This window comes from Dyella acidisoli, from assembly GCF_030160295.1.
GTDB classification, from domain to species: Bacteria; Pseudomonadota; Gammaproteobacteria; order Xanthomonadales; family Rhodanobacteraceae; genus Dyella_B; species Dyella_B acidisoli.
Window position 1 is genome coordinate 649,044 of the sequence record NZ_BSOB01000010.1, and the last position, 24,754, is coordinate 673,797.

At 59.8% G+C, this 24,754-nt stretch carries 17 protein-coding genes and 2 riboswitches; of the genes, 8 read left to right on the forward strand and 9 right to left on the reverse strand.

What is annotated here, in order from left to right; genetic code table 11:
* Positions 1 to 49 precede the first annotated feature (49 nt).
* Positions 50 to 679 carry a TIGR00645 family protein gene (locus QQJ86_RS07995; RefSeq protein WP_284320378.1) on the reverse strand — a complete coding sequence of 210 codons (630 nt, stop codon included), beginning with the start codon at positions 677 to 679 and terminating at the stop codon, positions 50 to 52.
* A gap of 192 nt (positions 680 to 871) precedes the next feature.
* Positions 872 to 3,577: a phosphoenolpyruvate carboxylase gene (gene ppc / locus QQJ86_RS08000; protein ID WP_284320379.1), complete on the reverse strand. Its 2,706-nt coding sequence runs from the start codon at positions 3,575 to 3,577 to the stop codon at positions 872 to 874.
* 98 nt (positions 3,578 to 3,675) lie between these two features.
* Positions 3,676 to 3,754, forward strand: a riboswitch (S-adenosyl-L-homocysteine riboswitch).
* Positions 3,755 to 3,820: 66 nt separating this feature from the next.
* On the opposite strand from ppc, the gene ahcY reads away from it, so the two are divergent.
* On the forward strand, positions 3,821 to 5,254 hold the full coding sequence (gene ahcY, locus QQJ86_RS08005; protein ID WP_284320380.1) for an adenosylhomocysteinase: 1,434 nt from the start codon (positions 3,821 to 3,823) through the stop codon (positions 5,252 to 5,254).
* Between the two features lie 200 nt (positions 5,255 to 5,454).
* Here ahcY and QQJ86_RS08010 read toward each other — a convergent pair whose 3' ends face one another.
* A complete protein-coding gene (locus tag QQJ86_RS08010) occupies positions 5,455 to 7,590 on the reverse strand; it encodes a beta-galactosidase (RefSeq protein ID WP_284320381.1) in 2,136 nt (711 codons plus the stop codon).
* A gap of 91 nt (positions 7,591 to 7,681) precedes the next feature.
* Entirely contained in the window at positions 7,682 to 9,022 is a 1,341-nt protein-coding gene (locus QQJ86_RS08015; RefSeq protein ID WP_284320382.1) for an APC family permease, read from the reverse strand.
* Between the two features lie 165 nt (positions 9,023 to 9,187).
* Positions 9,188 to 9,283, forward strand: a riboswitch (S-adenosyl-L-homocysteine riboswitch).
* Positions 9,284 to 9,301: 18 nt separating this feature from the next.
* Here QQJ86_RS08015 and QQJ86_RS08020 point away from each other — a divergent pair.
* Positions 9,302 to 10,207, forward strand: a complete 906-nt coding sequence (locus QQJ86_RS08020) for an ATP-grasp domain-containing protein (protein WP_284320383.1) — start codon at positions 9,302 to 9,304, stop codon at positions 10,205 to 10,207.
* A 108-nt stretch (positions 10,208 to 10,315) separates the two neighbouring features.
* On the opposite strand, the gene QQJ86_RS08025 is transcribed toward QQJ86_RS08020, so the two are convergent.
* Complete coding sequence (locus QQJ86_RS08025) at positions 10,316 to 10,996, reverse strand: type 1 glutamine amidotransferase domain-containing protein (RefSeq protein WP_284320384.1); 681 nt, start codon at positions 10,994 to 10,996, stop codon at positions 10,316 to 10,318.
* 207 nt (positions 10,997 to 11,203) lie between these two features.
* Here QQJ86_RS08025 and dinB point away from each other — a divergent pair, with 207 nt between their 5' ends.
* From dinB to QQJ86_RS08040, 3 genes are all read left to right on the forward strand, one after another.
* Positions 11,204 to 12,307 (forward strand): DNA polymerase IV, encoded by a 1,104-nt coding sequence (gene dinB, locus QQJ86_RS08030; RefSeq protein WP_284320385.1) that lies wholly within the window; start codon positions 11,204 to 11,206, stop codon positions 12,305 to 12,307.
* A complete protein-coding gene (locus QQJ86_RS08035; RefSeq protein ID WP_284320386.1) occupies positions 12,304 to 14,475 on the forward strand; it encodes an alpha-glucuronidase family glycosyl hydrolase in 2,172 nt (723 codons plus the stop codon). Before dinB ends, QQJ86_RS08035 begins: the two co-directional genes overlap by 4 nt.
* Positions 14,476 to 14,587: 112 nt before the next feature.
* Positions 14,588 to 15,262: a hypothetical protein gene (locus QQJ86_RS08040; protein ID WP_284320387.1), complete on the forward strand. Its 675-nt coding sequence runs from the start codon at positions 14,588 to 14,590 to the stop codon at positions 15,260 to 15,262.
* Positions 15,263 to 15,326: 64 nt separating this feature from the next.
* On the opposite strand, the gene lpdA is transcribed toward QQJ86_RS08040, so the two are convergent.
* The 3 genes from lpdA to QQJ86_RS08055 all read right to left on the reverse strand — a co-directional run bounded on the left by lpdA (position 15,327) and on the right by QQJ86_RS08055 (position 19,512).
* Complete coding sequence (gene lpdA / locus QQJ86_RS08045) at positions 15,327 to 17,147, reverse strand: dihydrolipoyl dehydrogenase (protein WP_284320388.1); 1,821 nt, start codon at positions 17,145 to 17,147, stop codon at positions 15,327 to 15,329.
* A 20-nt stretch (positions 17,148 to 17,167) separates the two neighbouring features.
* Positions 17,168 to 18,532 (reverse strand): dihydrolipoyllysine-residue acetyltransferase, encoded by a 1,365-nt coding sequence (aceF, locus tag QQJ86_RS08050; RefSeq protein WP_284320389.1) that lies wholly within the window; start codon positions 18,530 to 18,532, stop codon positions 17,168 to 17,170.
* Positions 18,533 to 18,672: 140 nt separating this feature from the next.
* Positions 18,673 to 19,512 (reverse strand): mechanosensitive ion channel family protein, encoded by an 840-nt coding sequence (locus QQJ86_RS08055; protein WP_284320390.1) that lies wholly within the window; start codon positions 19,510 to 19,512, stop codon positions 18,673 to 18,675.
* Between the two features lie 245 nt (positions 19,513 to 19,757).
* Here QQJ86_RS08055 and QQJ86_RS08060 point away from each other — a divergent pair, with 245 nt between their 5' ends.
* Positions 19,758 to 20,807 (forward strand): glycoside hydrolase family 18 protein, encoded by a 1,050-nt coding sequence (locus tag QQJ86_RS08060; protein ID WP_284320391.1) that lies wholly within the window; start codon positions 19,758 to 19,760, stop codon positions 20,805 to 20,807.
* A 201-nt stretch (positions 20,808 to 21,008) separates the two neighbouring features.
* Here QQJ86_RS08060 and QQJ86_RS08065 read toward each other — a convergent pair whose 3' ends face one another.
* On the reverse strand, positions 21,009 to 21,815 hold the full coding sequence (locus tag QQJ86_RS08065) for a DUF2884 family protein (RefSeq protein ID WP_284320392.1): 807 nt from the start codon (positions 21,813 to 21,815) through the stop codon (positions 21,009 to 21,011).
* 221 nt (positions 21,816 to 22,036) lie between these two features.
* On the opposite strand from QQJ86_RS08065, the gene QQJ86_RS08070 reads away from it, so the two are divergent.
* Together QQJ86_RS08070 and QQJ86_RS08075 are read left to right on the forward strand one after the other, a co-directional pair.
* On the forward strand, positions 22,037 to 23,692 hold the full coding sequence (locus QQJ86_RS08070) for an FAD-binding dehydrogenase (RefSeq protein WP_284320393.1): 1,656 nt from the start codon (positions 22,037 to 22,039) through the stop codon (positions 23,690 to 23,692).
* On the forward strand, positions 23,689 to 24,702 hold the full coding sequence (locus QQJ86_RS08075) for a 2-dehydropantoate 2-reductase (protein WP_284320394.1): 1,014 nt from the start codon (positions 23,689 to 23,691) through the stop codon (positions 24,700 to 24,702). Before QQJ86_RS08070 ends, QQJ86_RS08075 begins: the two co-directional genes overlap by 4 nt.
* The last annotated feature ends 52 nt before the right edge of the window (positions 24,703 to 24,754 follow it).

Below are 24,754 nucleotides of genomic sequence, written 5' to 3' on the forward strand. Positions count from 1 at the left end.
GCCATGTATGTCTTGATCGGGAAGTTGGGGTTTGCACCCCAACCTATGATCAATGTTCCTCAGTGATCTTCGCCATATGCGCGTGCATGATGCGATCCGTCCAGGCAATACCGATCGCTGAAAAAATAAAGGCCACATGGATGATGGTTTGCCACATTACACCCACCGGTGTCAGCGTGGCGCACTTGAGTACACTGCCGGCTTCATCCGCCTGCGCAATGCTGGCAAGCACCTCCGGCGAACAGAATGGCAAGCCGTTCAAAGTACCTGCTGCGATGAACGTCTTGAGCAAGTGAATGGATGAAATGCCGATGATCGCCATCGCCAGTTTCACCTTCAGCATGGATGCATTCACGTGTGAAAGCCATTCCGGTTGATCCGGATGACCTTCCAAGCCCAGCCGCGACACAAAGGTCTCGTAACCGCCTACGATCACCATGATCAGCAAGTTCGAAATCATCACCACGTCGATCAGACCAAGCACGATCAGCATGATCTCCTGCTCGCCCAGGCTCGGCGCTTCGTGAATCAGGTGCCACAGCTCCTTGCCGAACAGATACACATAGACACATTGCGCCACGATCAGGCCGACATACAGCGGCAATTGCAGCCAGCGAGAGCTGAAAATCAGCAGTGGTAGCGCGCCGAGGCGACGTCGAGTGTAAAGAGGTTGGTCCATCTGCATTTTCCGTTGGAAGAGAAAATTCCTAATCTGCCGCCACAATTCCCGCAGAAGCGGTAATGACGACCTGAAAATTCAGGGATGCGTTGACTTATTCAACACTGCTGGCGAAACGAGTGGGATGAAATCCCAGCATTCACTGCATCATCCGATGCTTGGATTTCATCCCAACCTACGAGGCCTGTGAAGTTAGCCAGTATTTTGCAAACCCTGCGCGACACCGTTGACACATGCCACCAGCGAACGCAGCAGATGATCGTCGCTGCGATCACTAGCGCGCCAACGCTGCAATAGATCGACCTGCAGCAAGCTCATCGGATCAACATAAGGATTGCGCAGGCGTATTGAAAGCGAGAGACGCGGATCGTCGCGCAACAGCTCCTCGCTGTGCTTCAACTTAAGCAGCCAGCGACGGGTACGTTCGAATTCTTCGCGAATCATGCCAAAGAAGGTGTCGTGCAAAGGACCCGCTAGCTTGGAGAACGCATCGGCGATATCGAGATCGCACTTGGCCAGCACCATTTCAACGTCATCGAGTGCATTGGCGAAGAACGGCCAATCACGCGCCATTTCCTGCAATGTCTCTTCGCCATGCTTTGCGGCGGCATCTTCGAGCGCAGTGCCCAGACCGTACCAGCCGGTGATGATCGAGCGACACTGCGTCCAGGCGAACACCCATGGAATGGCACGCAGGTCTTCCACGCCGCGCATGCTGCGTCGGCGTGAAGGACGTGAGCCGAGCGCCATCTGTTCGATCACGTCGATCGGTGTGGCTGCGCGAAAATAGTCGACGAAGCCTTCGCGGTCGACGAAGGCGCGATAGGCACGCCGGCTTTCCGCGGCCATGGCAGTCATGATGTCGCGCCAATTCGCTTCGCGTGCTTCTTCATCGCGTGGACGCATGCTGGCACGCATCACTGCGCCCACGGTCTGCTCCAGATTGCGCAATGCCAGCGCGCGAATACCGTATTTGCGATGGATCACTTCGCCCTGCTCGGTCACACGCAGGATGCCGCTTACCGAACCGCGCGGCGACGACATCAGCGCTGGCGTAATACGTGCACCGCCGCGGCTGGCCGAACCGCCGCGGCCGTGGAAGAACGCCAGACGGATGCCGGCCTGCTGCGCCACCTCAAGCAATTCCACCTGCGCACGCTGCAGGCCCCAACGCGAGGCCAGGGTGCCGCCGTCCTTTCCGCTGTCGGAATAACCGAGCATGACCCATTGGCAATCGTCACGCACGCGCAGGTGTGCGCGATAAACCGGGTCATCGAGCAAAGCGCGCAGCGTGCTGGGCGCGTTCTTCAAGTCGTCGACGGTTTCGAACAGCGGCGCAATGTCGAGCGGCACATGCTCTGCTGACGTGAAGCCGCCATATCGCGCCAACGCCAGCACCGCCAGCACGTCTGCAGCAGAGCGCGCCATACTGATGATGTACAGGCCAATCGCGTTGACGCCGTAGCGTTGACGGGATTCATGCAGTGTCGCGAACACCGCTTGCAGCGATGCGGCTTGCGCATCGTCGGTTTTTTCCAGCGCCCGCTCGCCACTCGCATAGGAACGTAGTGCAGTAATGCGTTCCGCCGGTGCACGTTGAGTCCAGCTTTCATCGCGCAACAATGCAGCGAGAGCATCGTCATGCACACGCGAATCCTGGCGCACGTCCAAGCGCGCCATGTGGAAGCCGAAGGTGCGCACACGCCAGATCAGGCGGCGCACGGCATACGCACCTGCGTTGAGACCGCGATGATCGATCAAGCCATGCACGATCAGCAGCAGATCGTCGAGCAATTCCTCGGCGGAGTGATAGCCTTCTTCATTGCCATCATCCAGCGTCGCTTCAAGACGCGCACCAATCAAGGTGAGCAAGCAGCGATAAGGCATATCCGCATGCCGCGGGCGAATCGTCGCTGCAGCACGCGGAAATTGTTCGCGATAATCGGCCAGTCGCTTCAGCAACGACGCTTCGAACTGCACGCGATCGGCCGTCTGACTGAGCTGCCGCGCGAGTCCATCGACGTCGGCGATGTAATGCTCCAACACGTGTGCACGCTGCGTAGCGAGGCTATTGGCGATAGTCTCGGCGCCGACGTTTGGATTGCCGTCCATGTCGCCGCCCACCCAGGTGGCGAAACTCAGCAGGCGCGGCAACGGCACGGCAACTCCGTACACCTCCTGCAACGCATCGGCGAGCAGTTCGTAGAACGCCGGCACGATGCGGTAGATCGGATTGGCAAGATAAAAGCCAACGTGATGATGCTCGTCCTGCACGCTGGGACGGATTGGCGACGCTTCGGCCGTCTGCCAGCCGGCGGAAAGCGCCATGAAGATGCGGTCATCGTCTTCCTTGCGTTCTTGCGGCGTGCGGGTGGGGTCGAAGTTGTCGACCAGGGCGCGCACAACTGCCTGTTCCTTTTCAAGCAGCGAGCGGCGTATCGCTTCAGTGGGATGCGCAGTGAATACGGGCTCGACTTTCAGCTTGTATAGCCATTGCAGCAATTCATCGGCGCTTACGCCTTGCGCTTTCAGGTGCTGCAGCACATCGAGCAGCGATTCCGGCTGTGCGGTGCCGCTTTCGCGCTGATAGTCGCGACGACGGCGGATGCGATGCACTCGCTCGGCGGTGTTCACGGCCTGAAAATACGTAGCGAACGCGCGAGCCAGCGCTTCCGCTTCTTCAGCATCTAACCCAGCCAACGATTCGGCCAGATCGTCCGCGGCGTGCCCCTCGCGACGACGGCGAATGGAAGCGGTACGTACCTGCTCCACGCGCTGGAAAAATCCCTCGCCCCCCTGTTCGGCCAACATGCGTCCCACCATCGCGCCGAGCCGGTGCACGTCTTCGCGCAGCGGGCCGTCGTGGGGCAGGAATTCGGGGTCGCGAGTAGCTTCCATGGGGCCTCCGTTGGGTCAGTTCCCTAGCCTACCGAATTTATGCGGCACTGCGGCAATCCATTCGTCATAAGGAACGTTCTATGGATAGAATGGGCGTCTTCGCCGAGGGGCGCTGCGACCGTGGGAATGCACGGCCAGGCTCGGTGGATGCTTCGACTGTAACGGCGCTCATGACGCGAATTGTCGCGTCGGCCTGGCCTTCCGGGCCGGGTTTTCCCCATGAGACTCGGAGACATCCCTCCCATGAACGCTGTCACCAACGATTCCGCTACACACGACTACAAGGTCCGCGACATTTCGCTGGCCGATCTCGGCCGCCGCCGCATCCGCATGGCCGAAGAGGAAATGCCTGGCTTGATGGCCATCCGCGCGCGCCACTCAGCCGCCAAGCCGCTCAAGGGTGTGCGCCTGTCCGGCTCGCTGCACATGACCAAGGAAACGGCAGTGCTGATCGAGACGCTCAGCGCCCTCGGTGCCTCGGTACGCTGGGCTTCCTGCAACATCTTCTCCACCCAGGACGATTGCGCTGCGGCCGTGGCCGCGGCCGGTATCCCGGTGTTCGCCTGGAAGGGCGAAACGCTGGAGGAGTACTGGGACTGCACGCTCGACATGCTCACCCACCCCGGCATGAAGGGTCCCGAGCTGATCGTCGACGACGGCGGCGACGCCACGCTGCTGATCCACAAGGGCGTGGACATGGAAAACGGTGACAACTGGGTCAACACACCCAGCGGCAATCACGAAGAACAGGTCATCAAGGATCTGCTCAAGCGCACCGCCAAAGAGCGCCCCGGTTTCTGGAAGAAAGTCGCCGCCGACTGGAAGGGTGTTTCCGAAGAAACCACCACTGGTGTGCATCGTCTGTATCAGATGATGGAAGCCGGCAAGCTGTTGGTGCCGGCCATCAACGTCAACGACTCGGTCACCAAGAGCAAGTTCGACAACCTGTACGGCTGCCGCGAATCGCTGGCCGACGGTATCAAGCGCGCCACCGACTTGATGGTCGCCGGCAAGGTCGCCGTGGTGTGCGGCTACGGTGACGTGGGCAAGGGTTGCGCACATTCGCTGAAGGGCTTCGGCGCGCGTGTGATCGTGACCGAGATCGACCCCATCAATGCGCTGCAGGCGGCGATGGAAGGCTTCCAGGTCACGACCGTGGAAGACACGCTCGGCATCGGCGACATCTACGTCACCACCACCGGCAACAAGGACATCATCACGCTGGAACACATGGCGGCGATGAAGAACAACGCCCTGGTGTGCAACATCGGCCACTTCGACAACGAGATCCAGATGGATCGCTTGAACGGTGCGAAGGACGTGACGCGCGAGACCATCAAGCCGCAGGTGGATCGCTACACCTTCGGTAAGACGGGTCGCAGCATCTACATGCTGGCTGAAGGTCGCCTGGTGAACCTGGGTTGCGCGCACGGCCATCCGAGCTTCGTGATGTCCAACAGCTTCAGCAACCAGACGCTGGCGCAGATCGATCTGTGGGCGAACAAAGACACGTATGAGAAGACGGTCTATCGCCTACCCAAGAAGTTGGACGAAGAAGTGGCGCGTCTGCATCTTGAACAGATCGGCGTGAAGCTCACCAAGCTGACACCGGAACAGGCTGCGTACATCGGCGTACCGGTGGAAGGGCCGTACAAGCCGGATCATTATCGTTATTGATCGCTCCACGCTCCCTCTCCCCCATCTTTGATCAAGGATGGGGGAGAGGATTGGGGTGAGGGGCCAACCTCGCCGCAATACTTGATAGATCGTCGCCCCGGCGAAGGCCGGGGCCCAGCGACTTAAAGCGAAAGACACTGGATCCCGGCCTTCGCCGGGACGACGAATCCTAAGCAACAAGCATCACTGAGCAATGCGCCTCAATAGCGCAAACCAAGATTCGCTTTTTGCACAGCATCGACAAATCCCGCAAACGGAATATCGGTCACCCCCACCAACCCGATATGGCTGTTCTCCCCATCGATCAACCTCCCCGTCACCGGCTGATCGACGTACTCGAACCAATGCGTACCCACGATTGCCGGATCGCTCGCTGCAGCCTGCACGAAGCGCGCATACGCCGCACCGCGCTGCTCCTCTGCCCACACTGAAACAACACCCTTGCCGAACGGTCCGCGATCATACGAACCAAAATGGAACTCGGTGATCAGCACCGGCTTGTCGAGCTTGTGTATGGCGTTGAGATCAACACCATGCTGCGGCAGATCCGCATAGACGTTGAAGCTGATCACGTCGCAATACTGTGCACACGCCGCTACGGCTTCCGGCGTATTCACCGCAAAGCGTCCACCCAGGAAAAGATGATGCGGATCGTGGCGATGCATGGCTGCTGCGACGACGCTGAAGTATTGATCGGCATAGTGACGTAACCACGCACTGTAATCTTCGGCGATGGCGGGGTGCGCTGCATTGGGTTCTGGCGCAGGAAAATTCGTGGCGTCTAACGCAGACCAATCGCCAAGCGTGATGCCCCATGCGGAAGCCAGCTTCGAGGCTGCACCGTATTTCTTCTTCAATGTGGCGATAAACGCCTGCTTGGCCGCACTGCGCGCTTCGCCGCACAACGTGCCCATCGCCAAGCCCCAGCGTCCTTGCGGCCCTTGTCCTGCCCACGCCAGTTCGTTATCGGCAAAGTAGCCGAGCAGCCAAGGATCGTCGTGCGACGACGCGGCCGCATTCGCAACAGCGTGCTCGACTGCTTGCACGAAGCGCGGATCGAACGGATCGGGCATGCGTCCCCAATAATCGAAGCCGCTGGAGACATTGCCGAACTCGCCGTTGATGTAGATCGGCAAGGTATAGGCCACGCGGTGCAGCTTGCCCAGCGCATCGTCACTCCAATTGCCGAGCGTGTTGAAACCCCAAGCTTGCAGCCGATCGAGCGTGCGCTTGCGCCAATCGGGCAGCCCATTTGAACCATCTAAGCGATAGAGATTCGCCGCATAGAAGTCAAACCAGCGGCCGTTATTCGCACCGATACCCGCACTCGCACCCCGCTCGGCGTCGCGGCTATCGCTGGAACCGTAGAAGGCGCTCCACGGCGATTGATCCGGCGGCAGATCCGCGAACATGTATTCGCGCCCCTGTACATAGGTGCGCGTGTCGGCGGCGGTCACTGTGTTGATACCCAGCGAAAAGAACGCATGCCCATCCGGCGTTACCAGCCACCAACGGCCATTCGCCTTTTGCGTGTGGAACCAACCAGTGCGCGTCAATGCGATGTTCTGACGGCCACCGTAAGCATCCAAGACGTGGCGCTCAGCCAACTGCGCCAATAGTCGTTGCTGCTCTTGAGCGTGCGCACTGCGCAAAGCCGCATCGCTATCGATCTTTTCCGGCCAGTGTCCACGCGTGTACTGCCCCCACTGATCGACGATGTTGCGATAAGCATCTTGCAAGACCGAATCGCCCGCGCTCGTTTCCATCTTGCCCAGTAAAAGTTGCTGGACAGCCTGCGGCGCCGGCATGCTGAGGCGGACCTCGCGCACCTGCGCAAGATCGATCGCTCCTTCCACCGTTGTCGCAACGAAGACGGCACTCGCACGATCCTCGAATGGCATTGGCGGGCCTGCTTGCATGCCGAATGCACGTGGCGAGGTTGCGTGCAAAGGAATCACCAAGGCTTGCGCAGGACCTGCCGGCAGACCAACAACAGCACGCAGGTGTTGTCCGGCGGCACCATCGACATTCACCTCAAGCGTCACTGCCCAAGGCATCGCGTTCTGCACCTGGATCTGTAGCGCACCCTGCCCTGCCCAATTCCATGAACCGGCTGCAGAGGTGATGACGATCTGCGGCTGACTTACCGGTTGAAACGCATAACGCTGCAACGGCGTGCCATGCGCATCGCGCTCAACTTGGCCGATGCGCTGCACTTGCTGCAATTGAACTTTCGCCGACGCAGATGAAATCGCAAGATCTGCAATATCAGCAGCAGTGCTATCGAACGACAACACCCCCAGTACTGCGCCTGCAAATAGCGTGATCGTTTTCATCTGCAACTTACAACACAGGACGTGAGCCAGTGAGTAGGCTGGGATGATAATCCCAGCATTGCAATGTATGCACTGAGATCGCCATCCCAGCCTATGCACTCGCGCGCTGCTTGCCCCACCTACGCCACATCGCATATACGGGCACGCCAAACGCGATGATCACCAGGCTCATGCCAGCATCACGCGGCGTATCAATTACCGTGGCGATGATCACGCCAAGCACCGTGCATACGAATACGAACGGCAGCACGGGATACAGCGGCACGCGATAAGGCGAGCTCTGCGCCCCAAATTGGCGCCGATACCAGAACAACGTGGCGATGCCAAACGCATGACCCAGCCATTCGCCCACCGTGGTGTAGTTGACCAGCTGATCGAAGGTGCCGGTAAGAATCAGCACGATGGCCCATAGACCCAACACCGCCAGCGCAACTTGCGGTGCACGCCAGCGCGCATCGATCTGCCCTACTGAGCGGAAAAACATTCCATCCGAACCCATCGTCTGCAGTACACGCGCACCACCGGCAATGGCAATGCTGCAGTACCCGAACGTAGAGCAAGCAATGCCGATGGCCATGATCGTGGCGCCATGCGGTCCGAAGATATGGCTCATCAGATCTGCAGCAGGCGCCTTGCTCGCAGCCAGGCCCTCATGCCCCAGGCCGACGAGATAAGCGATATTCGCTAGGACGTAGCACACCACGACGCCCACCAGGCCCAGCGTGAGCGCACGCGGCAAGGTGCGCTGCGGATCGCGCACTTCGCCCGCCATGTCGTTCAAGTAGTGAAAGCCGCCATAGGTGAACAACACCGGCAATACGGCCCCAATCCACGCGCTACCGGATACCTGATGCGCAGTATCCACCGCCAGCACGCCCCCCAGATGCCCATGTGCCAGCACCAGCCCCGCCACCAACAGCATGGAGATCGCTGCCAGCTTCAGCAGCGTAAAAACATTCACCAACAATGAACCAGCACGGATGCCGAACAGGTTGACGCCGACGATGAAGAAAATCGCGCCTACCGCGACCGGTTTCACCCACAGCGCCGGCGCACTCACAGCTCGACAGGCATAGTCAGCAAACGTAACGGCCACCGCCGCCACGCTGCCGGGGTAGTTGATCAGCGCCATGGTCCAGCCGAACAGAAAGGCCGGCAGCGCGCCGAAGGCTTCGCGCAAGTAAAGATAAATGCCGCCTGCGTGCGGACGCCGCGCGCCGAGCTCGCCGTAACAAAGCACGCCGGCCAATGTGAGCAAACCACCCAGTACCCATAGCGCGAGCAACGGCAAGCCGGACGATGTTCGCTCGGCGACCGTGGCAGGTGTGCGGAAAATGCCGCTGCCAATGACGCCGCCGACCACAATGGCAGCGCCGCTCCAAATGCCGAGCCGGCGCAGGTACGAAGAGGATGGGGAGGTTTCGTCGGTCATGGTTGCCGACATTAACCCGAGTCGCTGTCCGCTGTCCGGTGACCTTTGCCCTATGGCGCGTCGGCAGCGCACCATGCACGTGCTCCTAGTCACATTGACACGCCGAAATCCGTCCTCCGATACTTGGCAGGTCACGCGCCATGACCAACGCTACGCTGGCGCATCGGCCCCGAGGGGTGCTGCGACGGATATTGAACAGGCTCTCTATCCGCCACGCTCGGGTCGCCGACCACTCACAATGAACAAGGGCGCCCACCCCAATTATTTGGAGGTGTTCCCATGTCTGTTTCTCGTTTTCGCCTTGCCGTTGCTTCGTCCAGGCAATTCCCGACCGTCCATCAGGATGACGTTCATCTGCTAGCTACGCTCAACCGTCTGGGGGTAGAGACGACGGTTTGCGTCTGGAACGATCCGCACGTCGATTGGACGTCTTTCGATGCAGTTCTGATTCGCACCATCTGGGATTACTTCGAGCACTACACGGCCTTCTGCGCCTGGCTCGATATGCTCGATCGACTAGGCGTCATTACCATCAACGATACGCACACGCTGCGTTGGAACAGCGATAAACGTTATCTGCTCGAGCTAGAGCAGCAAGGCGTGCCCGTTATTCCGACACGCGTTGCGCAGGGTGGCAGCTTGCAGGAAACACTGTCCCCCATGCTGGAACACGACGTAGTCATCAAACCGACCGTCAGCGGCGGTGCGTGGCATACCGTGCGGGGCAAGGTGGGTACAGCCGATTTCCAGCATGCCATCGAGCAGCTGCCGAACAAGCTCGACTATCTGGTGCAACCCTTTGTGCCGGAGATTGCGAGCCACGGCGAATGGTCGCTGATGTTTTTCGACAACGCTTACAGCCATGCCGTACTCAAGCGTCCGACTACGGGCGACTATCGTGTGCAGGAACAGCATGGTGGCCGTACTGACCAAGCCACACCCGATGACCACATAGTGAAAGCCGCAAGCAAGACGCTGGCAGCCACCGCTGCATTAGGGCATCGCGATTTGGCTTATGCGCGAGTCGATGGTGTGGTGGCGAACGGGCAGTTCCTGGTGATGGAACTGGAAGTAATCGAACCGTCGCTGTTCCTAACGGGTAGACCCGAAGCGGCCGAACGATTCGCACAGCTTCTTGTTGAGCGTCTGCAAAGTCTTCCGAGCGAGGCGCGTCGGCTGGGGTGAGGCGAATTTCGCTCACCTCGCTTCTTAGCGTCGAAGTTCAACACATCATGATGTGCCCCCTCCCCTACTGCACGTAGGGGAGGGAACTGTATGTCGCAACCTACATGCTCAGGCACGTAGCAACGTCAGCACTGCCTTTGCAGCATCCTCCGACGACGCCGGATTCTGCCCAGTGACCAGATTGCCATCGGTGATGGCATAAGCCTGCCAGTCGGCCTTGCTCGAATAGTGTCCACCGTTGGCCTTGAGCATGTCTTCAACCAGGAACGGCACGATGTTGGTCAAGCCCACTGCCGCCTCCTCGCTATTGGTGAAGCCAGTGACAGATTTGCCGTGCACCAGCGGCTGACCATCATCGCGCTTAGTGTGACGAAACACTGCCGGCGCATGGCACACCGCACCCACCGGCTTGCCCGCCGCATAGGTACGCTCAATCAAGCGAATCGAATCCTTATCCTCCGCCAAGTCCCACAGCGGCCCATGACCGCCCGGATAGAAAACGGCGTCGTACTCGCCCTTGGCCGCTCCAGCAAGCTTGAGCGTAGACGCTAGCGCGGCCGTCGCAGTGGCGTCAGCACGGAAGCGCCGAGTCGCTTCAGTCTGCGCATCGGGCGCGTCGCTCTTGGGATCAAGCGGCGGCTGGCCACCCTTAGGCGAGGCAAGCACGATCTGCGCACCAGCGTCCTTGAACGCGTAGTACGGCACAGCGAATTCCTCCAGCCAGAACCCGGTTTTATGGCCGGTATTGCCCAACTGGTCGTGCGATGTCAGCACCATCAAAATCTTCATGAATTACTCCTTTGCAAGAAAACCCGTTCATTCCGAGCCGACGAACGGCAAGTGTTCCTGATCTGTGGGTGCACTCGCCGTGCTCAATCCCCATGGTAGGAATGAGCAGACAATCCGCTGGATTGGGTAGACAAGCCGTTCAAGTTCGTTGATACCGAGCCACCAACCAGAGCATCCTTTAGGCACTGACCTACCCTACCCATTACTGTGTCCTTACCCACGCGCAAAATCCTTCACGTCGACATGGATGCGTTCTACGCGTCCGTGGAGCAGCGTGACGATCCGTCATTGCGTGGCAAACCGGTGGTGGTCGCCTGGCGTGGCGCGCGCTCGGTGGTGTGCGCCGCGAGTTACGAAGCGCGCAAGTTCGGCGTGCGCTCAGCCATGCCGGCAGTGCGTGCGGGGCGGCTGTGTCCGCAAGCGATCTTCGTACCGCCGGATTTCGTGCGCTATAAAGCCGCCTCACGGCACGTGCGCGAGATCTTTGCGCGGCATACAGATTTGATCGAACCGCTTTCGCTGGACGAAGCCTATCTCGACGTCACGGAAACAAAGACAAACCTGCCTTCCGCCACCGCCACCGCGGAGGCCATACGCACGGCCATTCGCGAAGAAACCCAACTCACCGCTTCAGCGGGCGTGGCACCGAACAAGTTTCTCGCCAAGATTGCTTCGGACTGGAACAAGCCCGACGGCTTGTTCGTGATTCGCCCGCATCAGGTGCTCGCCTTTCTCGCACCGCTGCCGGTGGGCCGTCTGCCCGGCGTGGGCAAGGTGATGGATGCGAGGCTGGAAGCACTCAGCATCAAGACGGTGGGCGATTTGCGTGCATTACAGCTGCTCGAATTGGAACAACGCTTCGGTCGCTGGGGGCGTCGCCTGCATGAGCTTTCGCTGGGTATCGACGATCATGCAGTGCAACCCAACCAGCTCACCTTGCAGGTGTCATCCGAAGATACGTTCGAGCACGATCTCACGTTGGACGAACTCGAACCGCACATTCGCTATCTGGCGGAGAAAACCTGGGCGGCGCATCAACGGGAAGCGCAGCGAGGTCGTATCGCGCGCACCATTGTGCTGAAACTGAAGACTGCCGATTTTCACACCCTTACCCGCAGCCTTACGCCATCCCTGCACCCGCGCTCGGCGAGCGAGCTGGCCAACGTGGCCTGCGCATTGCGCGAGCGCGTGGAACGCCCCCCCGATACCCGCTATCGACTTGTGGGTGTTGGGCTTTCTGGATTCGTGGATCGGGACAGCTTCATTGCACAAAGCGACCTCTTCGACAACGCGTCATTGGATCAGTCATGAACGCCTTCTTGCGCGCATGGGTAACGCTCTTTCTGATGCTGATCACGCTGCTATGCGCAGCGCCCACACGTGCCGAAGATGGTTATGACCTGTGGCTGCGCTACCGCCTGCTCGCGCCCGAACAAGCAAAGCTTTACCAGGATCATGCCTCCGAGCTGATCATTGGCCATGCCACTTCGACCCAAAGTGCTACTCGTAGCGAATTGCAGCGCGGTTTGAACGGGTTGCTAGGTCGCGACATATCGCTGTCGGATACCGTTACCCGCGATGGCGCCATCATCGTCGGCACACCCGCATCATCCGCACTGATCGCCCGCCTTTCCCTCAACACTCAAAGCCTGGGAAACGAGAGCTATCTGATTCGCAGTGTCGTCGTGGATGGCCACGCGGCAACCGTTATTGCAGGTCGTGAAGATATCGGCGCGCTGTATGGTGCCTTTCACTTCCTGCGTCTGCTGCAGACCGGGCGGCCGATCGACCATCTCGATCTGCACGAATCACCACGCGTGAAACTGCGCGTGCTCAATCACTGGGATTATCTCAACGGCCAGGTCGAACGCGGCTATGCGGGCGCTTCGATCTGGGATTGGTGGAAATTGCCGGACTGGCGTGACCCTCGTTACACCGACTATGCGCGCGCCAACGCCTCGATCGGCATCAATGGCACAGTACTCGACAACGTCAACGCAGGCGCCACGATCCTCACGCCCGTCTATCTGGAAAAGGTCGCGGCACTAGCCGATGTGTTTCGACCTTATGGCATCCGCGTGTATCTGAGTATCCGCTTCAGCGCACCGATGGAGATAGGTGGCTTGAAAACAGCGGACCCGCTCGACCCGCAAGTGCAAGCCTGGTGGCGTGCAAAGGCGGATGAGATCTACAAGCGGATTCCGGATTTCGGCGGTTTTCTAGTCAAAGCGAATTCCGAAGGCCAGCCTGGCCCCGAAGATTACAAACGCACGCACGCTGACGGCGCCAATATGCTTGCCGATGCACTCGCACCACATGGCGGCGTGGTGATGTGGCGAGCCTTTGTCTATTCGCAGACGAATCCGGAAGATCGCGCCAAGCAGGCGTATGACGAGTTCAAGCCGTTGGATGGGCGCTTTCATGCCAATGTGCTCATACAGGTGAAGAATGGTCCCGTGGATTTCCAGCCGAGAGAGCCTTTCCATCCACTGTTCGGCGCCATGCCGAAGACGCCGTTGATGATGGAATTTGAGATCACCAAGGAATACCTCGGTTTCGCGACGCACCTGGTCTATCTCGGACCATTGTTCGAAGAGGTACTGTCAGCCGATACGATGGCGCACGGCAAAGGTTCCACCGTGGCCAAAGTGATCGATGGTTCGCTTGAAGGGCACACGCTGACGGGCATGGCTGGCGTGGCGAATATCGGCACTGATCGCAACTGGAGCGGCTCGGATTTCAATCAAGCTAACTGGTACGTGTTCGGCCGGCTTGCCTGGAATCCGACTTTATCCTCACGCGTTATCGCCGAGGAATGGGTGCGAATGACTTTCAGCAACAACGAAGCCTTCGTCAAACCCGTGGTCGACATGATGATGGGTTCGCGCGAAGCAGCCGTGGATTACATGACCCCGCTTGGGCTGCTGCATCTGATGGGGCCTGGTCATCACTACGGCCCTGCGCCGTGGGACGCCAGCGAATCACAAGCGGATTGGCGACCTGTCTACTACCACCACGCGGATCGTCTTGGCATCGGTTTTGATCGCACCCGTACAGGCAGCGATGCCGTGGCGCAGTATGCACCTGCGCTTGCTGCGCAGTTCAACGATATCAAACAAACGCCTGAGCAGTATCTGCTCTATTTCCATCACGTCCCGTGGGATTACCGCATGCGTTCCGGCCAGACGCTGTGGTCCGAACTGATATCGCATTACACGCAAGGTGTCGATGACATAAAGCAGATGCGCGAAACGTGGAGCCAATTGGAGGGCTATATCGACGCAGAACGCTACCACCAGGTTGCCACCTTCCTTGCCATCCAGGAAAAGGAAGCGCAGTGGTGGCGGGATGCCTGCGTCGCCTACTTTCAAAACGCTTCCGGCCTGCCTCTTCCGACCGGGTACGCACCTCCAGCGCATTCGCTCAATTATTACGAATCGCTGTCGTTTCCCTATGTACCGGGTTTTTCGTCATGGTGACGTCGCATAAGTGACGATTTAGCAATACATCGCCCACCCTTATCACGACAAGTGTTTCCGGGCAGCTCAGGACTGGTTAGGCTTGGTAACCCTTTTGTCCTGGAGCTGCGCCATGCATCTGGAGTTTCCCAAGGAACCGTTGAAGACCCTCAACGACTTCCTCAAGCATTATCTGATGATCGTGCTCAGTATCCTCACCGCGTTGGGACTTGAGGCATGGATTGAACATGCGCACCACGCGCACGCGGCCGATATCGGCAGACAGCAGATCGAAGCGGAGATTCGCAGCAATCTGTCGTCGGTGCAGGCCAGTCTTGAGCAGGATACCGAGCAATTGAAGCGACTCGACAAGATCCGCACCGGCGTGATCAATGATCTCAAGTCACACCTGCCAGATGACGTGATCAAGCAGCACATCCTCGCCCAGGCTGGCGACAACTTCGATTTGAATATGAACTTCCCCACCCTGCGTCATGAAGCCTGGGATGTCACGGTGGCAAATCAATCAGCCAGTTGGATGGATTCCGAACGCATGCAACGGTATTCCGCCGTCTATGCCAGTCAACGCGATGCCATCACCAACATGACCGAAAACACGGCCCTGCTAACGAGCGACATGCATCTGGCCAACGTGGTCGCCGACCTGCAGACCGGAGAAGTACAGCCTCGCGAATTTCTGCATACCGTCAGCCAGATGACGGCTCTGCAACAGCAAGCGGTGAATGACCTTAAGACACTCGAAAAGCGGCTCGGTGACGCGCTAGCAACCAAGCCAAACTCCGTTTGAATGCAACATTCTTAAAAAAAAGCCCGGAAACCGGGCTTTTTTGTTATTGCATGAAAAACATGCCTTATTTCTTCTTTTTCGGCATGTACAGATCGGTAATGGTGCCTTCGTAAATCTCAGCCGCCATACCCACCGATTCGCTCAGCGTCGGATGCGGATGGATGGTGAGGCCGATGTCGGCTGCTTCCGCTCCCATCTCGATCGCCAACGCGATTTCCGAAATGAGATCACCGGCGTGCGGACCGACGATGGCGCCGCCCACCACGCGATGGGTTTCTTCGTCGAACAGCAGCTTGGTAAAGCCCTCGGTGCGATCGATGCCGATGGCGCGACCGCTGGCTACCCACGGGAATTTGCCCACGCCGATCTTCAGGCCCTTTTCCTTCGCTTCACGCTCGGTGACGCCAACCCAGGCGATTTCCGGATCGGTGTAGGCAACCGAGGGAATCACGCGTGCATCGAAATGGCTCTTCTGGCCGGCAACGACTTCGGCGGCAACCTTCGCTTCGTGCGTGGCCTTGTGCGCCAGCATCGGCTGGCCGACCAAGTCGCCGATGGCGAAGATATGCGACACGTTGGTGCGCATCTGCGCGTCGACGTTGATAAAGCCGCGCTCCGTAACAGCGACACCAGCCTTGTCGGCACCGATCTTGTTGCCGTTGGCCGAGCGGCCTACTGACACCAATACGCGATCGAACACGGTGGTTTCCGGAATGCTTTCGCCTTCGTAGCTGACCTCGATGCCTTTCTTGGTGGCTTTCGCTTCCACCACCTTGGTCTTGAGGTGCACGCCCTTGAGCTTGCTGTTCAAACGCTTGGCGAGCGGCTTGATCAGGTCGGCATCCGAGCCCGGAATGATTTGGTCCATGAATTCGACCACGGTTACTTCGCTGCCGAGCGCGGAATACACCGTGGCCATTTCCAGGCCGATGATGCCGCCGCCAACCACGAGCAACTTAGCGGGAACATCTTTCAGTTCCAGCGCGCCGGTGGAATCCATGATGCGATCGTCGTCCCACGGGAACGCGGGCAGACGTACGGCCTGCGAACCGGCGGCGATGATGGCGTATTCGAAACGCAGCAGCTTCTTGCCTTCAGCCGTTTCGATTTCCATTTCATTCGGCGACACGAAGGTGCCCACACCCTGCACGGTGCGCACCTTGCGTTGCTTGGCCATGCTGGCGAGGCCACCGGTAAGCTGGCCAACCACCTTGTCCTTGAAGCTGCGCAGCTTGTCGAGGTCAAGTTTGGGCTTGCCGAAGCTCACGCCGTGCGCGGCCATGGCTTCCGCTTCGTCGATCACTGCTGCGGCATGCAACAGCGCCTTTGAAGGAATGCAGCCGACGTTGAGGCACACGCCGCCGAGCTTGGCATAGCGTTCCACCAATACGGTATCGACGCCCAGATCAGCCGCGCGGAACGCGGCGGTGTAACCGCCCGGACCGGAACCGAGCACGACGAGTTTGCACTCGATGTCTGCGGGTCTTCCTGATGATGCCGCTGCTTGCGGCACGTTCGCCTCCTCTCCCCTCCGGGGAGAGGATTGAGGTGAGGGGCTGGGGCTCGCCGGAGTGCTTGGCGAGGTTGACCCCTCACCCCGACCCTCTCCCCGAAGGGGAGAGGGAGATGGGGCTGCGGCTTCGCCAGCAACTTCGAGGATCGCGATGATCGCGCCTTCTGACACTTCATCACCCAGCTTGAGCTTCATCTCCTTGATGACGCCGGAAGCACTGGCTGGAATTTCCATCGTCGCCTTGTCCGACTCCAGCGTGATAAGGCTTTGTTCCTTCGTCACGCTGTCGCCGGCTTTCACCATCACCTCGATCACCGGCACGCCTTCGTGACCGCCGATGTCGGGAACCTTCAATTCGATCGTAGTAGCCATGATCTAACGTTCTCCTTGCGTCAGAGCAGCAGGCGGCGGATGTCGCCGAGCTGCGTGGCAAGGAAGGACGCGAAGCGCGCGGCCACAGCGCCATCGATCACGCGATGGTCGTAGCTGAGCGACAGCGGCAGGATCAGGCGCGGTGCGAATTCCTTGCCGTTCCACACCGGTTTGGTCTGCGCCTTGGACACACCAAGAATCGCCACTTCCGGCGCGTTGACGATCGGCGTAAACGCCGTGCCGCCGATGCCGCCGAGCGAGGAGATGGAGAAGCAGCCGCCGGACATGTCGGCCGGTCCAAGCTTCTTGTCGCGCGCCTTCTTGGAGATCTCGCCGAGTTCGTTGGCAAGATCAAGCAGGCCCTTCTTGTCGCAGTCGCGGATCACCGGCACGACCAGGCCATCGGGCGTATCCACCGCGATGCCGATGTGGAAGTACTTCTTGAGGATGAGCTTCTCGCCGCTTGCATCCAGCGAGGCGTTGAACTGCGGGAATTTCTTCAGCGCCGCAACCACCGCCTTGATCTGGAACACCAGCGGGGTGATCTTGAGATCTTTGTTCTCTTCGCCGAGCTTTTTGCGGAAAGCTTCCAGCTCGGTGATGTCGGCATCTTCGTGCTGGGTGACGTGCGGGATCATCGCCCAGTTGCGGGCGAGGTTCTGGCCGGAAATCTTCTGGATGCGGGTAAGCGGCTTCTCTTCCACTTCGCCGAACTTGGCGAAATCCACCTTCGGCCATGGCAACAGGTTGAGGCCACCACCAGCCGCCACCGGTGCACCTTCCACGGGACGTGCGCCGGAAGCGAGCGCGTGCTTGACGTAGGCAGCGACGTCTTCGCGCACGATGCGACCGCTGCGACCACTGCCCTTCACCTGATGGATGTCCACGCCCAGCTCACGCGCAAAGGCGCGGATGGCCGGCGTGGCGTACGGCGCATCGCCCGGCATCACCAGCTTGGCGTCGAACGGCGGGCGGGCCTGCGGCGCCACGTCGCCTTCCGGGGCATTGCCCGGCAGCACACTGCGACCGCCGATCGGGGCGGGCTCTTCCTTTACTTGAGGAGCCGGCGCGGGGGCCGGAGCAGGTGCGGGTGCAGGGGTCGGTGCTGGGGCTTTTGCGGCAGGTGCGGGGGCGGCAGCACCATCTGCGGCTTCGATGATGGCGATCAGGGCACCTTCGGAAACCTCATCACCCACCTTCAGCTTCACTTCCTTGACCACGCCGGCGAAGGGCGCGGGCACTTCCATGGTGGCCTTGTCGGACTCAAGCGTGATCAGGCTTTGATCCTTCTCGACGGTATCGCCGGGCTTGATCATCACTTCGATGACGGGCACATCCGCGTGTCCGCCGATATCCGGGACGCGGGCTTCTTTCAGGTCAGCCATGATTTCTCCTGCGGAACGAAGGCAGCCGCGGGGGAGGAGAAGGCGGCCGCAAGGCTTCCATCATAGCAACCGGCAACCCTTCACGAACATGGTAAAGACGCCAAAGAATGCCATCCGCATACGTATGCGGCGGAATTGTCCTACTTATCTGTCTTTGCTGACTCCATGACCACGCGCACCTCACGGTGCGGATAGGGCATGTGGATGCCTTCGGCCTGGAAGTTCTCTTTCACCGCACGCAGCAGATCGGTCTGCGCGGGCCAAAAGTCGTCCACGGCGGCATGACCGCGCAGCAGCAGATATACGGCGCTGTCACCCAGGGAGTCGGTCCAGACGGTGGGGGCCGGATCTTTCAGGATGCGCGGATCAGCAGCAAACAGACGCCGTACCACTGCGATGGCCGTGCCGATGTCGTCGTCGTAGCTGATGCCCACGCGCAGCTCGAAACGCCGCGTACCGCGCCGGCTGAAATTGACGATGGCATCCGCACCGATCTTCGCGTTGGGCACGAACGCTTCGCGATTGTCCGCAAATATCAACTGGGTGTGCATCAAGTTGATGCCTTGCACCGTGCCGTCGACTCCGCCAGCGCTGATGAAATCACCCACTTTGAAGGGCCGGAACACAATCAGCAGCACGCCCCAGGCGAGATTGCTCAGCGATCCCTGCAGGGCAAGGCCGATCGCCAGGCCGCCCGCACCCAATGCCGCAAGCAGCGGTGCGCTCGGCACGCCTGCGGTCTGCAGAGCGATCACAATCAGCACGGCGATCAACACGCCATACAGCAGATTGCGGAGAAAGCCGCTCAGCGTAGGGTCCATCGATGCACGATGCATTGCGCGCTGTACAAAGTTCGCCAGGCGCGCAGCGAGCCAGCTGCCGATGAGCAACACCAGCAACGCGCCGATCAAGGACGGCGCATGGTTGATGAAAAATGTACGCAGATCGTCGCGGGTAAGACTTAATAGGTGTTCGAACATGACGCAGTCCCTGGCAAGACTGCGCAAAGCCTAGCAGCCGCGCATGTCCATTGCAGGTGCTGGCCTATCCCCGCTTGTGCATCGCAGCTCGACAAGGTCGCGCAAGAAGCCCATATAGCCGGAGCCCGCCAATGCTTGGGCAGGGGACAATTCGATGAGTCATGACTTCGGCGGCAATGCACTGCCGGAGCGGTACGTGTTGGTGCGCGCAATACGCAACCTTTCATTGACCGGAGACTATTGCCATGTTTGTCAGAAAGACGATCTTTGTGCGTTCAGTTCTTGCCGTTCTCGCATGCACCGCGTGCGCAGCGGGATTTTCTTCCCAAGTATCAGCTGCTACCACGCTGATCTTCAGCCCTTACAAAGACATCACCGTCGACATGAACTGGCGTAACGACGTGATGCAAACCGCCGCTTCCGGCACATCCCTGCCCTTGGTCGGCACCGGCAGTTTCTACACTACACAAGAACCCAACCTGGGTGCTGTCACGCTGTCCTTTGCAACCGGTGCGTGCGGTAGCGAAAGCTGGGCAGGGCTTTCCGCTGCTGCGTTTACGTCGGCCAACATCGGTGCCTTGTCCAATGCCGGTCTCAACTACGTGATTTCCACGGGCGGGGCCGGTGGTGTGTTTATCTGTGCTACGCCAAGTGCCTTCGCCAGCTTTATCGCCAGCTACTACACACCGCAGATGGTCGGCGTGGATTTCGATATCGAAAGCACGCAGACGCAAGCGGACATCCAGCAACTGGTCGCGGATGTGGCGGCAGTGCAAACGCAATATCCAAACCTGCGCTTTTCCTTCACGGTCGCCACACTGGCAGCATCCGATGGCAGTTATGCGGGCATCAACACACTAGGCCAACAAGTGGTGCAGGCGATCCAGGCATCCAGCCCTGCCCTCACCAACTACACCATCAACCTTATGGCGATGGATTACGGCAAGGCTGCGTCATCCAGCTGCGTGCTGGTGAATGGTGCGTGCGAAATGGGGCAATCGGCGATTCAAGCGGTGCAAAACCTGGAACATACCTACGGCATTGCTCCCGCGCACATCGAGCTGACGCCGATGATCGGCCAGAACAACACCTCCGGCGAAATCACCACAGTGAGCGACGTCGATACCGTCACCAGTTACGCCATCACCCATGGGCTGGCCGGCTTGCACTACTGGTCACTGGATCGCGATACGCCGTGTTCGAGCAAGAAGTCCGTGTCGAATTCGTGCAATGGCGTGAGCGGGTCTACATCGCTGCAATACACGAATGAATTTTTGAAGGATCTCGGGCGCTAGGCATCTATCACCGTCGTCCCGGCGAAGGCCGGGACCCAGCGACTCGTAGATCACCCACGCCACTGGGCCCCGGCCTTCGCCGGGGCGACGGTGAGGGGAAGGTGACGCCCCCTCAATAAGTAAAAAAAAGCCCGGCGGGGAACCGGGCGTGTGACTGTCCATGCCTTAGGGGGAGCATGGCGGGGGTGATGCGCCAGGTGACTAGCGCTGGGCGTATTGGCTCGCCTTGTCGGAACGATCCATGTCTTGGGAAATCAACTGCAGACGCTCGCCATTGGGCAAGCGGAACTGAAATTGCTGTTGCAGTTGCTCCAGCTGACTGAAGTGCGGACACAGCGCTTCCGCGCGTTGCCCCAGTTTGTCAGCCGGTGCATTCACAGCCTTGTCGAGCGTGGCATCCAGTGCATCGGTACGCGCCTGCAGCGCGGCGAGCCGGGTCGAATCGCCACTTAGCGCGTCTTTCACTACATCGGCGGTGACGTTGCTCACCAGGTCGGCAACGGTTTTTTGCAGGTGGTGATCGAACAGATCGTCCGCATCCCCGGCTTTCCAGATGCCGTGAGCAAGCGTGCCCTCAATGTGCTGCATGGCTTCGTTATGCTGTTCGCGCAATTCGCCCAGCAAACGCGTACGTTCGTCGCCATTTTCGGACAATGTGGCGACCATCGTGGTGAGCGCGGAATAGCCGATCTCGACACCATCGCGGGCAATCGCGGTGACAGCCGGCACCAACTCGCGCACTTGCTCTTCATAGTCACGCAGGCGCGCCGCATCCGCCGCAGAAACGGACACGTTCCGGCCATCCACCTGCAACACGCCTTCGTGCATGAATATCTTGGAGGGCGTGCCACTGCTGCGAGTGAATGCGATGCCGCTGGCTTCCACCTGCACGTCATAGTCGCTATTGAAGGAGCACGACAGATGGTGCGAATGACTGCCCGTTGCGTGCACGCCACCGGCCGCGGCGAACGCTAGCATCGTTGCGAATGAAAGCATGTGACGGCGCATGTGCAATCCCTCCCGGGACGTGAACCGAAATGGTTCTTGTGCGCTTGGATGCGCATCCCTGTGCATAGGGTTTAACGCGCCACCACTTGTCAGCATGGGCCGTACGTCACCCCATGCCATCGGTCATGACAAGCCGCCATGACCATTGGCGCAGCGCACATAGGCAAACGCCCGGGTGCGCGATAAGTTGGCGACTGGATCGCGCGACTCAGGGGTTAGCTATGCCATCCACCGATGTGATCGTGATCGGCGCCGGTTTGGCCGGCTTGGTCGCGGCCACGGAGCTGACCGACGCCGGTCGGCGCGTCGTGGTTGTCGAGCAGGAACCGGAACAGAGCCTGGGCGGGCAGGCGTTCTGGTCATTCGGTGGTTTGTTCTTCGTCAATTCCCCGGAACAGCGCCGCATGGGCGTACGCGACTCGCATGCACTGGCGCTGGCGGATTGGATGGGTACCGCCGCGTTCGACCGACCGGAAGATCATTGGCCGCGCCGCTGGGCTGAAGCCTACGTGGATTTTGCCGCCGGCGAGAAACGCGCCTGGCTGCACCACATTGGCATGCGCTGGTTTCCGGTGGTGGGTTGGGCCGAACGCGGTGGTTACGGCGCGATGGGCCATGGCAATTCCGTGCCGCGTTTCCATGTGACCTGGGGTACCGGGCCAGGCGTGCTGGAACCGTTTGTGCGACGTGTGCGTGAAGCACAGGCGAAAGGTCTGCTGAACTTCGCCTTCCGTCATCGCGTAGATGGGCTGATCGTTGAAAACGGTAGTGTGGTCGGCGTGCATGGCGCGCATCTCGCAGACGACACTATCGAACGAGGCAAGCCCAGTTCACGCGACGTCATCAGCGATTTCGAATGGCGCGCGCAGGCGGTGATCGTGGCGTCCGGCGGTATCGGCGGTAATCATGATCTGGTCCGCAAGAACTGGCCGCAGCATCTGGGTGCGCCGCCATCGCACATGCTGTGCGGCGTGCCTGCACATGTGGATGGACGCATGCTGGGTATCAGCGAATCGGCCGGCGCGCGGCTGATCAACCGTGATCGCATGTGGCACTACGTGGAAGGCATCGAGAACTGGGATCCGATCTGGCCGATGCACGCCATCCGCATTCTGCCCGGCCCTTCCTCGCTGTGGTTCGACGCGGGCGGCAATCGCCTGCCCGGTCCGCTATGGCCCGGCTTCGACACTATGGGCACGCTCGAACATCTGCGCCGCACCGGTTTCGACTACAGCTGGTTCATTCTCGACCAGCAGATCATTCGGCGCGAGTTCGCGCTATCGGGTTCCGAACAGAATCCCGACCTTACCGGCAAGAGTTGGCGACAAGTGGCCAAGCGTGCCGTCGGCAAACAAGCGCCCGCACCGGTGGAGGCCTTTAAACGCCATGGTCGCGACTTCATCGTGCGCGACAATCTGGACGATCTGGTCGTCGGCATGAACGCGCTTGCCGGCAGCCAACTGCTCGACGTTGCGCATTTGCGCGAGGAAATCGAAGCGCGCGATCGGCAGCTCGATAATCCGTTCGCGAAAGACGGCCAGGTGATGGCGATTCACAACGCGCGGCGCTATCGCGGTGATCGCCTGGTGCGTGTGGCAAAACCGCACCGCATCCTCGATCCAGCGAATGGTCCGCTCATCGCGGTACGGCTGCACATCCTTACACGCAAGACGCTTGGCGGATTGGAAACCGATCTTGACGCGCGAGTGCTGGGGCACGATGGCCAACCTTTGCGCGGTCTTTACGCGGTCGGGGAAGCAGCTGGCTTCGGCGGTGGCGGCTTGCATGGCTACCGCGCGCTGGAAGGCAGTTTTCTCGGTGGCTGCCTGTTTTCCGGCCGCGTGGCTGGGCGCGCCGCCGCTGCCGCGGTCGCATGACGTCGCCGCCCAGCATTGCCATCTATGGTGCCGGCATGGTCGGTAACTATCTGGGTGGCCGTTTGCATGGGCACGCGCGGGTTCGTTTCATTGGGCGTTCGCGTGTGGTGTCCGTGTTGAAGGAACACGGACTCACGATCAGTGATTTGCATGGTCATCGCCGGCATATTCCAGGGACGGATATTGATGTCGCCACGCAAGCCAGCGCTACGCTTAACGTCGATGCTGTGCTCGTTACGGTGAAATCTGCAGCAACCATGGACGTCGCGCACGAACTGGCCGAGGTGCTTGCACCCGGAACGCTCGTGATCAGTTTTCAGAACGGCGTGCGCAACACGGCGGATTTGCGTGCGGCGCTGCCGGCATGCCACGTATTGGCCGGCATGGTGCCATTCAATGTGGCGCAGCCGGAACCGGCGCATTTCCATCAGGGCTCATCGGGTGAATTGATGGTGGAACGTTCTGCAGCGCTTTTGCCCGCCTTGCGTTCCGCGTTCAATGCCGGCGGGCTGCCGCTGCAATTGTGCGACGACATGCAGGCCGTGTTGTGGGCGAAATTGCTGATCAACCTCAACAATGCCCTCAATGCATTGAGCGGCTTGCCGCTGCGCGAAGAGTTGGCGCAACGAGCCTGGCGACAATGCCTTGCCTTGCTGCAGCGGGAAGGATTGCACGTGCTGGATGCAGTTGGCATTCGTCCCGCCCAAGTCACCGCCCTACCCGCTCGTTGGCTCCCGGCCGTACTCTCGCTGCCCAATGCGCTGTTTTACCGTATTGCCGCGCGCATGCTGGCGATCGATCCGCTGGCGCGCTCCTCCATGTGGGACGATCTGCAGGCGGGACGGCGTACGGAAGTGGATTACATCAACGGCGAGCTTGTCGCGCTGGCGAAATCGAGAGGACTGCGCGCACCGGCGAATGCACGCATCGTTGCGCTCATCAGGGAAGCGGAGCAGTCATACGTTAGCTGGGAGGCACAGGCGCTGTTGAAGACACTACGCGATTTGTAGGTTGGGTTAGCACAGCGTAACCCAACAATGTCGCTCCGAATACGTTGGGTTA

Coding starts and splice junctions, on each gene's coding strand:
- QQJ86_RS07995 (WP_284320378.1), bottom strand. CDS start 679: ATGGACCAACCTCTTTACACTCGACGTCGCCTCGGCGCGCTACCACTG.
- QQJ86_RS08035 (WP_284320386.1), top strand. CDS start 12,304: ATGAACGCCTTCTTGCGCGCATGGGTAACGCTCTTTCTGATGCTGATC.
- QQJ86_RS08025 (WP_284320384.1), bottom strand. CDS start 10,996: ATGAAGATTTTGATGGTGCTGACATCGCACGACCAGTTGGGCAATACC.
- ahcY (WP_284320380.1), top strand. CDS start 3,821: ATGAACGCTGTCACCAACGATTCCGCTACACACGACTACAAGGTCCGC.
- QQJ86_RS08010 (WP_284320381.1), bottom strand. CDS start 7,590: ATGAAAACGATCACGCTATTTGCAGGCGCAGTACTGGGGGTGTTGTCG.
- QQJ86_RS08060 (WP_284320391.1), top strand. CDS start 19,758: ATGTTTGTCAGAAAGACGATCTTTGTGCGTTCAGTTCTTGCCGTTCTC.
- lpdA (WP_284320388.1), bottom strand. CDS start 17,147: ATGGCTACTACGATCGAATTGAAGGTTCCCGACATCGGCGGTCACGAA.
- QQJ86_RS08070 (WP_284320393.1), top strand. CDS start 22,037: ATGCCATCCACCGATGTGATCGTGATCGGCGCCGGTTTGGCCGGCTTG.
- QQJ86_RS08020 (WP_284320383.1), top strand. CDS start 9,302: ATGTCTGTTTCTCGTTTTCGCCTTGCCGTTGCTTCGTCCAGGCAATTC.
- QQJ86_RS08065 (WP_284320392.1), bottom strand. CDS start 21,815: ATGCGCCGTCACATGCTTTCATTCGCAACGATGCTAGCGTTCGCCGCG.
- ppc (WP_284320379.1), bottom strand. CDS start 3,577: ATGGAAGCTACTCGCGACCCCGAATTCCTGCCCCACGACGGCCCGCTG.
- QQJ86_RS08040 (WP_284320387.1), top strand. CDS start 14,588: ATGCATCTGGAGTTTCCCAAGGAACCGTTGAAGACCCTCAACGACTTC.
- QQJ86_RS08075 (WP_284320394.1), top strand. CDS start 23,689: ATGACGTCGCCGCCCAGCATTGCCATCTATGGTGCCGGCATGGTCGGT.
- aceF (WP_284320389.1), bottom strand. CDS start 18,532: ATGGCTGACCTGAAAGAAGCCCGCGTCCCGGATATCGGCGGACACGCG.
- QQJ86_RS08055 (WP_284320390.1), bottom strand. CDS start 19,512: ATGTTCGAACACCTATTAAGTCTTACCCGCGACGATCTGCGTACATTT.
- QQJ86_RS08015 (WP_284320382.1), bottom strand. CDS start 9,022: ATGACCGACGAAACCTCCCCATCCTCTTCGTACCTGCGCCGGCTCGGC.